The following is a 12784-nucleotide window of genomic DNA, read 5'->3' on the forward strand; positions in this document are numbered from 1 at the left end:
TAACAAAAATTGCTACCAATTATATCAGCTTATAGTTTTTAAATATACAGCGACAATATACGCAAACATGCTAATCACATTTTAGAAAGACTCGCGAATGCGCAATAATACGGTTTTGAAAAATAAACATGCAATAAAAATATTTCGCATCACTCTTATCAAAAATAACTACACCTTATTAAATATAATACATATGATATAACGTATCTAACTTGTATATTTAGTTATATATTTTTTTTGTAAAGTGATAGCAAAAAATGATAGAAACATTAAAAGCAGTATTACAAACTTCCAAAAAGATGATAACTTTGTATATGCATTCTTGAAATATAAGTAAATAATACCAATAGAGAAACAATACAATGAATTTTAAACAATATATTGAAGCATATCTCGAATTTAATGAAAATTTGGTCAAACTCTTAGATGAAGAAGATAAGCTATGTGAGCCTATAAGGTTTTTTAAGAAAGACTTTTTAACAACTTTTTACGTTAAGAAGAGTTTTATTTCTGGCATTACAAAGATGGATATGATACGTTCAACAGGGGAAGAATTAAAAGTAAAAGCTATAATCATTTTAACAGACTATCTTAAGTTTACAGAACAAGCAGAATTTAAATCTAAGTATTTAAGTACCATTCCTAAAATTTCTGATGATTTACACTTATCTAGAATGAAAAGAGAAACTTGTACTTTTATCGTTGAAAATGTAAATGCCCTGGCTAAGCTATCAATAGCTAATATGCAACAACAATCACCTAACTCTGATGAATATAATAAGATCCTCTTTCAAACCCACCTAGAAAATGTTAAACAGATTTTAAAAGAGAATAGTTTGATTGCTATTTCAGCAACAATCAATATACTTCAGAAAAAATTTATCCAGCATGCATCAACAACAAAAGTATCAAAACTAACAATGAAAGAAGCTAGCCAATATGCTTCTATCAATAACCCAGGTAGAATGTTATGTAGTAATAGCGCTATTTGTGCTGCTCTGGAAACAAATGGTATACTTTTAAACCGTAATGATAAAAAAATAGCATCTTTTGGTTATTTAAGGAGTGAACGTTTAACCGCTATATTTTTAGAAAAATGGTTTACTATACAAGAAGTAACGTTAGATTATAGGTTGTCTACTACTGAAAATGCAATTTTAGCGATCACAAGTGGAAAGTTTAATGGCGGAGTTTTTATAAGAACTACTATGAAAGAAGGTCCAGGCCATAGCGAATATGCAATGTCCGATGAAAAGGGTAAATTTTGGAAATCTGAAGCTAATAGTAATACTATTAACAATAGTATTACTCATAGTTACAGATGGCGCAAACTATATACAGGAAAGGATATGCATGTATTATATCATGACGACCTTGATGATAATGAATATGATAGCATCACTATTTGGGGGTTGATTAGAAAAGAAAATATAACTTGTGAAGCTAACCTAAACTTTAATAAACTTAGAATAGTTGAACAACTTAATAATAAAATTTTCAATTTTAACTTACCCAAAGTTAAACAAGTATGTTTAGCACACATTCAAGAATATCTTGATATAAAAACTCTATCATGGAAATCTTATAAAGATAGAGCTAATTTGATGTTTAATAGCATTCAACAACAAACTTCTATTCAAGATGTGATAAAGACTATAGATAATGAAATTGAAGTCATTCGAAATTCAGGGAGTATTAGATATTTGAATAAATTAATTGATACTAAACTATATTTATCAAACATTTTAATGGAGAGCTTTTAACCGCGAGTCTCATTTGTAATAGCTAAACCATATCTGAAACTCATTGCTTAAAGTGTCATATAAATTTATCATATCGACTCTTTTTAATGCAAGTGCCTGCTGTTACAAAGTTATTACTAGTATTCTGTGAATTATTATTTATACTTACAAAACAATTATTTAAATACAAGAAAAGTAAAGTGTTTATTGAATTTGCCCTCAAAAACCAAGTTCTTAAATTTGGAGAATTTACCCTTAAATCAGGTAGGATTAGCCCATATTTTTTTAATGCTGGGCTATTTAGTACTGGCAGTCAGCTTGCAACATTAGCAGATTATTACGCTCAGCTAATAGCTAAAAATAATATAAAATATGATATTTTATTTGGTCCTGCGTATAAAGGAATACCACTAGTAGCAGCTATATCAACTATCTTAGCTGTTAAATATAACTTCGATATGCCATACGCTTTTGACCGCAAAGAAGCAAAAGATCATGGTGAAGGTGGCATTTTTGTGGGTGCAGATATGACAAATAAAAACGTTCTACTTGTGGATGACGTAATGACCGCTGGAACTGCCTTTTATGAGTCTTATAATAAGTTAAAAAACATAAATGCTAAAATCACTGGTGTTGTACTATCGATAGACCGTCAAGAGAAAGCCAAGGACAGCAATGTTTCAGCTACAAAAAAAATCTCCCAAGACTTTGGCATCCCGGTTTTAGCTGTTACTAACTTTGCAAGCATATTTGAGTATGTTAAAGAAAATCTTGATGAAGAAATGATTAGCAAGTTTAAAAACTATCGTGAAAAGTATGGATCATAACAAAGATATATATATAATAGCTGATTTACATCTAAACGCTCATCATAGTGAACCAGCTAATATTTTCAAAAAGTTTCTTGAAAAAATATCATCAAATGAAAATATTCTTTTCATACTAGGTGATTTTTTTGACTATTGGATAGGTGATAACCACAAAGATAGATTTTATCATCAAATTACAACGTGGCTAAAACAAGCTAGTGATAAAGGCTTAGAAATATTTTTCATGCATGGTAATCGCGATTTTCTGATTGGCAAAAAATTTGCAAAATACAGTGGTGTAACTATAATTAGAGATCCTTATTATCTAAACATTGCTGATAAAAAAATTCTTTTTTCTCATGGTGATTTATTTTGTACTGATGATAAAAGCTACCAAATCTACCGTAAATGGATTGCTTATAATAAGCCTTTAAGGTTTCTATTTCGAAGATTACCATTATTCTTAAGGGAAAAAACTGCTAAAAATGTAAGAAGTCATAGTTATGTGAAAAATCGTAGACAACCAAATATAGATGTCACATCAATAGGAATAGAAAAATATCGTAAAGATTGTGATATTATAATCCATGGCCACACTCACAGAATGGCTATTCACAACGAAAAAGACCACACCAGATACGTACTAGGAGACTGGTTCAAAACAGGCAATTATATAAAAATTTCTAAAAATGGCGATATAACTCAAGTTACTAAGTATAGCTAATTATACTAAAAAGTAGTACGTTACTCAGTTAGGATTGACCACGTAATCTACCGCCTTGAAAGTCGATAGATAAAGTTTTTATGAAATCTACAACTTCTTCCATCTCATAACTTCTAGCGCCTTTAACTATGACTTTTGTAGCTACATCATTACAAAGCTTAAGAACTTGTTCTAAATCTTTTTTTAACTCTTCTTTTGTATCATAAAGTTTAACATTCTCACTTTGAATTTGGCTAAGAGTAACTTCTAGCAAACTCTTATCACCATATAAAAAAACTCTATCTAAGTTTGCTTCTTGTAACCACTGCCCCATCTGCCGGTGATAATTTTCTGCCTCGTTACCAAGCTCCTTCATCGAACTAATAGCTAAAATCTTTTTTCCATTAAACTCTGATAAATCTTCAATAGCTGCTTTTACTGCAGCAACACTAGCGTTATATGTATCATCTACCAGAATTAACTTTTCACTTAATTTCTTTATACAAAATCTACCTTTATAATTACTAATTTTGCTAGTATTTTTAAGAAAATCTTTTGGATCAATTCCTACAGCAACTACACTAGCAATAGCTAATACACTATTAAATAAATTGTGTTTCCCTATAGCTGGAAGAAAATATTCATATTCTTTACTAAAGATACTAAGTTTAACCTTATAGGTGTCTTGGATAACATCATATCCTTTTATGTAAATATCTGCCATTTGGTTAAACATAGAGCAAGTGATTTTTTTACAGTCTAAGGCAGATACATACTTAGGTATTCTCTCATCGTCAAGGTTTATTATACAATAGCCCTCTTGCGGTATTGCCTTTAATAGTTCACCCTTTTCTGCCATTACACCTTCTAAACTTTTCAAATTTTCTAAATGTGAAGCTCCAACGTTTGTAATCATAGCTATATCCGGTTGAATAATTTCAGCTGCTGCTTTAATCTCACCACCCACATTAGTACCAGCTTCAATTACTGCAAAATTTGCATCTTGAGGTGCTTCTAAAATAGTCATTGGTACACCAAGGTAATTATTTAAATTACCCTTAGTAAAGTGAACCTTTTTATCACTTAGTAAAGTTACTATCATTTCTTTTACAGTTGTTTTACCGCAACTACCTGTTAGCGAAATTATTGGCATTTTTAATGATTTACGATACTCCTTAGCAAGCTTACGTAAGCCTCGAATCGTATTGTCACAGACTACTTGCGGAATATCTGTATTTTGCTTTTTAGAAACTAATAGTGCTTTTGCACCATTTGTAATAGCTTGAGGAATAAAATCATGACCATCCCTATTTGCTACTATTGCAACAAACAAACTATCTTGCTTAATATCATTTGAATTAATAGTGATAGTTTTTATTTGAACATCTTTGCCTATATATTCAAACCCTACTTGAATTGCTAACTCTTTTAGAGAAATGATCATACCTATTAATAAAAAACCGTCAAATAACGTTATTGTAAGGCAACAGAGAAATATATGCTAGCAAAGACTGTTATTTTAATCTTGATGTATTGAAAAACAAATTAGCTAAACAAAGTCGAAGATTAGCGTTTATACGTAATAATTTGTAATAGCTTTGACTTAATCTGACATTGTGTATAAAATAAGATGTCAAATTAAGGAAGAATAAAATGAATGCATCTCAAAAGATAATCAAACCCAAATTAGGTCTGTTAGAATTAGCAAAACAATTAGGTAATGTCAAGCAAGCTTGTAAAGTGATGGGTTACTCAAGAGACAGCTACTATCGCTTTAAAGAGTTATACGATAATGGTGGAGAATTAGCTTTACAAGAAATATCCCGTAAGAAGCCATTAGAGAAAAATAGAGTTGAGGCACATATTGAGCAAGCAGTAGTTAATATGGCTTATGAATATCCGGCGTATGGACAACATAGAGTATCAAATGAATTAGCAAAGCAAGGAATATTAGTCTCAGGAAGTGGAGTTAGATCTATTTGGCTTAGACATGACTTAGAGAATTTTAAGAAGCGATTAACAGCACTAGAGACCAAAGTAGCTCAAGATGGCTTTATACTTACAGAAGCTCAATTACAAGCTTTAGAAAAAGAAAAAGCTAAAAAGGTTGCTACTGGTGAGATTGAAACGCATCATCCAGGTTACTTAGGATCTCAAGATAGCTATGTAGAGTATATAAAAGGTATAGGTAAGATATATCAACAGACATTTGTAGATACGTATACTAGAGTAGGATTTGCTAAGTTATATACAGAAAAAAATGCAATAGTAGCTGCTGATATGCTTAATGATAAGGTATTACCATTCTTTGAGGAACATGGAATAGATCTATTAAGAGTATTAACAGATAGAGGCACGGAATATTGTGGAAAGCTGGAGAATCATTCCTACCAGATGTACTTAAGCATAGAAGACATTGACCATACTAAAACAAAAGCTAACTCCCCTCAAACTAATGGTATCTGTGAAAGATTTCATAAAACTATGAAAAATGAATGTTATGAGACAATGTTTAGAAAAAAGGTTTATTCAACGATTGAGGAGATTCAGCAAGATGTTGATATATGGCTGGATTATTACAATAACGATAGACCACATTCTGGTAAGCACTGTTATGGAAAACGCCTATGAAAACTTTTATTGACTCAAAACCTTTGGCAAAAGAGAAAAATTTAGGTAATATGTTTGATAAATCTGACACTAGTTTAGAAATAAATTCAGTCTCAAATTAATTGGTGACTGTCAGATCAAGTTTGAGCTACTACAAATAATTTGAACTTTCGTCTATTATAACCTCTTTTGCAACTCTTATCGCCTCACAAATAGTTCGATAATACTTTGATTTTTCGAAATTTTTAGGAAGATTTTTTATTTGCCAAGGATCCTTAGTCCAACGCTCAGTAATTTTATCACTTCCATTATACTTTTGCTTTAAATTAACAGCGTCTTCAAATGCCTTCTTTTCTTTGTTTAAAATGTCTAACATATTATCTACATTGTCTGCCATATATATTGCACGAAAGACCATTTCTAATCGCCCTGCATGATGTCTACCCTTAAAGTACTCTGCTACTTTCGAAAACTTTGAAGCATTATTTGGATTAAATTTCGAATATGTTTTAAGTACTTCTAAAATCTTTTGTTTACACGTCTCAGTGTCCTTTTTTAATTTCCAATCTTTTGCTAGTCGATGCTTAACACTCTGGTTTGACAATCTGCTGCTATAAGAGCTTCTACTTGAATCTGATTTTTTTTCTTCCTCATATAGAAAACTGCCTTGACCCCTATCATTCAAAAATTTATGATTAGCATGAAGCTGTGGTTGATCTAAAGACTTCCTTGTTGCATAACCACGATACATCCTCTGGATTGTTATAATTTTATTTTCGTGCTCCCTATTAACATCAAGTATCAAACCATTCTTCACACTACTAAATCTACGACCTTGAGCAAAAGAGCTTCTTCCATTTTCTAATTTTTCTTTTTGTTTCTGGTAAAACTCCTCAAATTTATTTACTAAATATGAATATTTTTCTATGTAATTTACATCTTGTGATAAAGTAGATACTTTTGTCTTCTGATTTATATTAATTACTCCTGCGTAGAAATCTTCTACTTTATAATCTTTTGCGCTTTCTAAAAGCTTATTAACTTCAGAAAGTTTTACCGCTGTATGAATCCACGGGTCAACTATAATAGCATTTCTCAAGTCATTTTCATATTTTGCATATAAGCTTTCTAAGTTAGAAAATCTAGATAAGTTAACTTTTTTTAGATTAAAGAACAATTCCGATTGATGTAGTATAATTACCACATGATTATTATCTTCTCGTTCAATTATAATCTCTGTTACGTAAATTTCTTCATGGTAAGCAGTTTCAATCAAGTTACTAACGTACATTGCAGCAGCTATTAGACGACCACAGTTTGCTGTACCCATAGATAAAGCTGCCTGTGCCCTTTCAATGTAACCGTTAAGTTTTGTAGGATCTTTTCTTGAATCTACCATGTCATTATGAAGCTTTTTATAAAAGTCCGTATTTTTGTATTGATAAAATAGTTGCCCTTTATTAACCATGTTCACCGAGTAGGGTATATAAAACTTAACAGTCTCAACCAAAGCAGCTCCAATAGCTAACAATTCATTACTATCGATCATTGTATATAACATTTAAATTTGTTTTACATTATTATATAATAATAATTAAATTTTTAATATTAATTTTAACTTTTAATGCCAAAAGCTATTAAAACGTCCTAGACTAATTCAACTAATAAGTGGTTGCTAAGCTTACTTGAAGTTTTCAGCCAGATTTATGAATCTATAGCCTTGCTTACTAAATTATAGTAACCATCTTTATTTGTATATAATTTTTCCAACCTGAACTGCGCGTTCCAACCCTCTAACTTATCTAAAAGAGCTGTATATCTAACTCTATCCATAGCTCTGTGCCTACGAATATCTCTCACCTAGTCTAATTTTAAATCCACATCTGAGGTATATTTTTCAAAGTCATATTTTGTTTCCGGCACTACACCTAAACTAAATAATCCTTTAGCTGTTGAAGTCATAGTTATATTTTCCTTGCTTAAATTAGTAGGTGCTATATTTGAGCTTCTTACGATAGGAAGTATAGTCATTACTCTTGTAAATATTTTTACCAGTTTATCTTCCCCGGGATATTTATAATCATCTATACATCTTTCTAGATATAAAATTACAGAGTTTATAGCTTTACCTTTTCGATCACTATGAAGACACCAACTATACCAGTATGATGATTTACTTTTTAATTTAGTAAAAAAATCTATTAAACTTATTAATTGCTGCTGCAAATGCTTCCTTGTTGTATAACCACGATACATCCTTTGAACTGTTACAATTTCATTTTCATTTTCTCTATTAACATCAAGTATTAAACTATTTTCCACGCTACTAAATCTACACGTCCTCTAGCAAAACTATCACTACGTTCTAATAGTTTTTGTTGTTGCTCTTTATAAAAAAATTCAAACGTATTTACATAATCCTCACTTATATTAGTGACTTCACTTTCTGGAGAGATTGTAATACGGACACCTCCATACCTTATGGTACCCTCAAAAAAATCTCTAACTTGGAATAATTCTGCATGTTCCAAATGCTCTAAATAATTTGATAATTTTGTAGCTTTATATGTCCATGGATCAATAATAACAGCGTTGCTTAACTCAGGATCGATTGATAATCCATGAACATTATCTTTGTAATATACCCAGTCCGAAGATGTACTATTGAATAACTTTAAACTAGTATGGGCTAATACAAACGTATGCTTGAAGGTACTTATAAGGGATAAATAAAATGTACCTATTCTTATTTTTTTTGAGCCTTGTGCTATATACAAGCAAGCTAACGATAGCTCATCACACCAACCAACACCTAGCTCTAGTCCGACTTTCCCATACCCTTGGGGTGTATAAGTTAAGCCTGGTATATTATCTATCTGTATCACTTCTTCACGTCTTTTTTTATAAAATTTGCTTGCTTTATAGTTAGAATATAATAGTTCGATATTTTCTGAATACTTTATATATTTTCTAACTGTCTGAACAAGTGCTGCACCAATAGCTAACAACTCATCACTATCAATCATGTTAATATCCCCATTTTTTATTTTTGTACACATTTTAATATTTTGATCACAAATATTGCCAACAAACAAGTTGCTAATCATTTTTTCAAATTACAAAATGTGACGCGTGAAACTGGATTTCTAGAGTCAGACTAAATAATTTTACTAATATTTCTGCTGTAAATCTAAGTCAAGAGATTTAAAGTACTAATATGAACTGAGATTATAACGATAGTAGACTTTTTATAACTTATTATGGGGCTGTTGCAAGCTGGAATTAGATGGATGGTAACAAGGCAAAAATGTTCGAAAAAGCACAGTTTACACGTAGTAAATGAGCATTTTGAGAATATTTTTAACACAGTTAGAAACATATAATTTTAGTTTGCAACAGTCCCTTTATCTATGTGTGAACTAGAATGGACAAAATATCAAACAAAAGCCAGATTCTAACTTTTAATATCCTAACTGCTTCTAAGAGTTACAGTTCTATTAAATACAGGCTTTTCTTTTGAGTAATCTTTCTGATCTGCTACAAAATAGCCAATTCTGTTAAATTGAAAATGCTCTTCAGGCACAGCATCTTCTAGAGATTGTTCTAGCTTAGCATTTTTGATAACTTCCATAGAATTAGGATTTAAGCTATCTTCTATGTTTTCAAATTTAGTTGGGTTTTCGTCATTAAAAAGTCTGTCATAAATCCTAATTTCAGCATCTATACAGTTATTAGCATCTACCCAATGGATAATACCATTTGGTTTTTTATCATCTTCTGGTTTTTTACCACCTAGAGTTTCTGGTAGATAGCTACACTTTAATTCAATAACCTTACCACTAACGTCTGTAATAACCTCGTCACAATCTATTACATAGCTATTCATAAGTCGCACTCGACCATTTGGACTTAGTTTTTTCATACCTTTTTCAAGCTCAAATACAAAATCATCTCTTTCAATAAATATCTCAGACGAAATGGTGATATCTCTTCTACCTAAATCGTGGTTTTGTGGATGATTTGGCACATCTAAGGTATGTGGCTGCATCCCTTTTATAGTTATTTTAATAGGATCTAAAACAGCATTTTTCCTTAAAGCGTTTTTATTAAGGTCATCTCTAATAGACTCTTCAAGTACTGATACATCAATTATAGAATCTTGTTTTGATATTCCTATCATTTCACAAAAATTACGGATAGATTCTGCAGTATAGCCTCTACGACGATAACCTTTTAGTGTAGGCATACGTGGATCGTCCCAACCATTTACCAAGTTATTATCAATTAGATATTTCAATTTTCTCTTACTTGTAATCGTATAGTTTAGATTAAGCCTAGAAAACTCTATTTGCTGAGGTTTAACTTGAAACTCTGTCTCATTTACCACCCAATCATAAAATGGTCTTTGATCTTGAAACTCAAGAGTACAAAGAGAATGAGTGATACCTTCTATAGCATCTTCTAATGGATGGGCAAAAGCATACATTGGATAGATACACCATTTATCACCAGTTTTTGGATGACGTGAGAATTTTATTCTATATAAAGCTGGGTCCCTTAGATTGATATTGCCAGATGACATATCTATTTTTGCTCTTAAAGTTTTACTACCTTCAGCAAATTCACCTTTTTTCATTTTTTCAAAAAGTTCAAGATTTTCTTGTATACTTCTATCTCTATATGGACTATTGTGGCCTGCTTCTTTTAGGGTGCCTCTATATTGCTTCACTTCATCTGCAGACAGATCACAAACATAGGCCTTTCCCTTTTTGATAAGTAACACAGCAAGATCATACATTTTATCAAAATACTCTGATGCAAAATGAGGCTGATTTTCCCACTTAAAACCAAGCCATTGTACATCCTCTTGGATTGCATTTATATATTCGATATCTTCTTTATCTGGATTAGTATCATCAAACCGTAGATTACACTTTCCACCAAATTCTTGAGCTATGCCAAAATTTAGACAAATAGATTTTGCATGTCCTATATGCAGATAACCATTAGGTTCCGGTGGGAACCGTGTTAGTATGCTAGAAATGTTATTATTTTCTAGGTCTTTTTTAACAATATTTTTGATAAAGTGAGTTTTAACAGTATAATTTTTATCAGTCATATTTCTTATAATAATGTGGATTTAATATATTAGTTAATATTTTACTTTATTCGAGAACTCTGCGTACAATTTTTTGAAAAAAAAGTATATTCCAGCTATAATCTGACTAAAATATCACTAGCTTACCTGGCTAATAAGGAAACTTGTATCATGGATCCGTCTATTGTGGATGATAGTAAGTATTTATTCACAACAAAAAATGTGTACCAAAATTTAACTTTGGATGAACTTGCTGAACACGCGCAACATACTTGTAACTTCATAAATATGGATGGTAAAACCTTAATAGTCGATAGTGGAAATATCAAAGGCAGACTACCTGATGATAAGTATGTGGTTGAAACTAAATACGCTAAAAAAAATGTTTGGTGGCATGAACATGGTTCTGATAACAAAAGGCTTAAACGTAAAGACTGGAAGTTAATTAAACAAAAACTTTGTGATAACATTTCTAGCAAAAATATATTTGTTATAGAAGGTTTTTATAACCATGATGAAAAAAACAGAATAGCTGTTAGACTTATAACAACTCAAGCTTCAGCTGCTTATTTTTTTAGACTTATATGTATTAGGCCAGCTATAAAGGAGCTTGAAGATTTTAAACCACAATGGATAATGATGCATTCCCCTGAAACTAGTATAGATAACTATAAAGAACTCGGGTTGAATTCATCAAAAGTTATAGCAACAAACCTTAAACAACGCCAAAGCATATTTATAGGTACTCGCTACCTTGCAGAAATTAATAAAGTTTTGTTATCGATCATGAGTTATTATTTATCGCTAAATAATATTGGTATCTTTTACTGCTCTGTTGGGGTTGATGCAGAAGCTAGAAGCCTTATGTTCTTAGGGCTTTCTGGTAGTGGTAAGACAACGTTAGCTTTAGACAACCATAGGGCTTTAGTCACAAATGAAGCCATAGCATGGACAGAATCAAAAGGTTTATACAGCTTAGAATCTGGACTAACTATCAAAGCTGCTAGTTTTAAAGAAGATGATAGCCGTATAAAAAACGTTTTACAAAACCATTTGCTTATAGAAAACCCTAATTTTGATGAGGGCGGGAATATCATTTTCGGACATAAAGAACATTCTCAAAGCAACACCTATCTAACATTTTGTCGAGAAAATTTTGAAAACTGTATTACAAATACTAGTGATCCTAGTACAATAATTTTTTTAGTAAAAGACGCGAAAGGTGTGTTGCCTAGAATAGCAAAATTAAGTAAAGGTCAAGCAATATATTATTTCTTATCAGGTTATACTAGTACTTCAACAGGAGTTGAAGAAGGTGTAATAGAACCAAAACCTGAATTTTCTAGTTGTTACGCTCAACCATTTTTATTACTCCAACCCACAAGGTACGCAAGTATTTTACGGCAAAGATTAAAACATAGTAACGCTAAAATTTATATGATAAATGTTGGCTGGATAGATGGCGATTTTAAAACAGGTAGGCGTGTACCGGTAGAAGAAACAAAAGCTATCGTTAACTATCTAGTAAATGATAAGCAAGATATTACTTTTAAATATGTACGACAAAAATATTTTAATTTTAAATCATTAATAACAATCCAAGACCAAGACCAAACCTTACATTTAACTAATTACTGGCAGGATCAATCAGAATACAAAAAACAGTATAAATCCTTAGCTAAAGCTTTTATCAAGAACTATGAGCAGTTTGAAGAAGATGAATTTGCCCTAAAATATAAAAAGTTTCAACCAATTGTGTAAACAAAAGTAAATCTACAGAAAAATTAAGCCACATGTAGTGGCTTTCAAGTTTTTATACTTA

At 31.1% G+C, this 12784-nt stretch carries 10 protein-coding genes and 1 pseudogene; 5 read left to right on the top strand and 6 right to left on the bottom strand.

Going from position 1 to position 12784, the window contains the following annotated elements:
- Positions 1 to 362 precede the first annotated feature (362 nt).
- The 3 genes from FRA_RS05910 (at position 363) to FRA_RS05920 (ending at position 3275) form a co-directional block, all read left to right on the top strand.
- On the top strand, positions 363 to 1763 hold the full coding sequence (locus FRA_RS05910) for a hypothetical protein (protein ID WP_035719861.1): 1401 nt from the start codon (positions 363 to 365) through the stop codon (positions 1761 to 1763).
- Between the two features lie 179 nt (positions 1764 to 1942).
- A complete protein-coding gene (gene pyrE, locus FRA_RS05915; RefSeq protein WP_035719989.1) occupies positions 1943 to 2569 on the top strand; it encodes an orotate phosphoribosyltransferase in 627 nt (208 codons plus the stop codon).
- Positions 2559 to 3275 (top strand): UDP-2,3-diacylglucosamine diphosphatase, encoded by a 717-nt coding sequence (locus FRA_RS05920; RefSeq protein ID WP_035719863.1) that lies wholly within the window; start codon positions 2559 to 2561, stop codon positions 3273 to 3275. Before pyrE ends, FRA_RS05920 begins: the two co-directional genes overlap by 11 nt.
- Before the next feature lie 28 nt (positions 3276 to 3303).
- Here FRA_RS05920 and FRA_RS05925 read toward each other — a convergent pair whose 3' ends face one another.
- Complete coding sequence (locus FRA_RS05925; protein ID WP_051686768.1) at positions 3304 to 4698, bottom strand: UDP-N-acetylmuramoyl-tripeptide--D-alanyl-D-alanine ligase; 1395 nt, start codon at positions 4696 to 4698, stop codon at positions 3304 to 3306.
- A gap of 209 nt (positions 4699 to 4907) precedes the next feature.
- Between FRA_RS05925 and FRA_RS05930 the strand changes: the two are divergent.
- Positions 4908 to 5986 (top strand): annotated as a pseudogene (locus FRA_RS05930) (IS481-like element ISFw3 family transposase).
- Between the two features lie 29 nt (positions 5987 to 6015).
- Here FRA_RS05930 and FRA_RS05935 read toward each other — a convergent pair.
- The 5 genes from FRA_RS05935 to FRA_RS05955 all read right to left on the bottom strand — a co-directional run bounded on the left by FRA_RS05935 (position 6016) and on the right by FRA_RS05955 (position 10983).
- On the bottom strand, positions 6016 to 7425 hold the full coding sequence (locus tag FRA_RS05935; RefSeq protein WP_035719866.1) for a hypothetical protein: 1410 nt from the start codon (positions 7423 to 7425) through the stop codon (positions 6016 to 6018).
- Between the two features lie 143 nt (positions 7426 to 7568).
- Entirely contained in the window at positions 7569 to 7697 is a 129-nt protein-coding gene (locus FRA_RS05940; RefSeq protein ID WP_321174110.1) for a hypothetical protein, read from the bottom strand.
- Between the two features lie 27 nt (positions 7698 to 7724).
- Positions 7725 to 8186 carry a hypothetical protein gene (locus tag FRA_RS05945; RefSeq protein WP_035719868.1) on the bottom strand — a complete coding sequence of 154 codons (462 nt, stop codon included), beginning with the start codon at positions 8184 to 8186 and terminating at the stop codon, positions 7725 to 7727.
- Entirely contained in the window at positions 8171 to 8890 is a 720-nt protein-coding gene (locus FRA_RS05950) for a hypothetical protein (protein WP_155960880.1), read from the bottom strand. The genes FRA_RS05945 and FRA_RS05950 overlap by 16 nt, the downstream gene beginning before the upstream one ends.
- Before the next feature lie 443 nt (positions 8891 to 9333).
- Positions 9334 to 10983 carry a glutamine--tRNA ligase/YqeY domain fusion protein gene (locus FRA_RS05955; RefSeq protein ID WP_035719872.1) on the bottom strand — a complete coding sequence of 550 codons (1650 nt, stop codon included), beginning with the start codon at positions 10981 to 10983 and terminating at the stop codon, positions 9334 to 9336.
- Positions 10984 to 11133: 150 nt separating this feature from the next.
- Here FRA_RS05955 and FRA_RS05960 point away from each other — a divergent pair, with 150 nt between their 5' ends.
- Positions 11134 to 12723: a phosphoenolpyruvate carboxykinase (ATP) gene (locus tag FRA_RS05960; RefSeq protein WP_035719874.1), complete on the top strand. Its 1590-nt coding sequence runs from the start codon at positions 11134 to 11136 to the stop codon at positions 12721 to 12723.
- Positions 12724 to 12784 lie beyond the last annotated feature (61 nt).

It is taken from the genome of Allofrancisella heilbronnii, assembly GCF_000710735.2.
Classification (GTDB): Bacteria; Pseudomonadota; Gammaproteobacteria; order Francisellales; family Francisellaceae; genus Francisella; species Francisella frigidaquae.

Coding starts and splice junctions, on each gene's coding strand:
- FRA_RS05955 (WP_035719872.1), bottom strand. CDS start 10,983: ATGACTGATAAAAATTATACTGTTAAAACTCACTTTATCAAAAATATT.
- FRA_RS05950 (WP_155960880.1), bottom strand. CDS start 8,890: ATGATTGATAGTGATGAGTTGTTAGCTATTGGTGCAGCACTTGTTCAG.
- FRA_RS05940 (WP_321174110.1), bottom strand. CDS start 7,697: ATGGATAGAGTTAGATATACAGCTCTTTTAGATAAGTTAGAGGGTTGG.
- FRA_RS05925 (WP_051686768.1), bottom strand. CDS start 4,698: ATGATCATTTCTCTAAAAGAGTTAGCAATTCAAGTAGGGTTTGAATAT.
- FRA_RS05935 (WP_035719866.1), bottom strand. CDS start 7,425: ATGTTATATACAATGATCGATAGTAATGAATTGTTAGCTATTGGAGCT.
- FRA_RS05910 (WP_035719861.1), top strand. CDS start 363: ATGAATTTTAAACAATATATTGAAGCATATCTCGAATTTAATGAAAAT.
- FRA_RS05960 (WP_035719874.1), top strand. CDS start 11,134: ATGGATCCGTCTATTGTGGATGATAGTAAGTATTTATTCACAACAAAA.
- FRA_RS05920 (WP_035719863.1), top strand. CDS start 2,559: ATGGATCATAACAAAGATATATATATAATAGCTGATTTACATCTAAAC.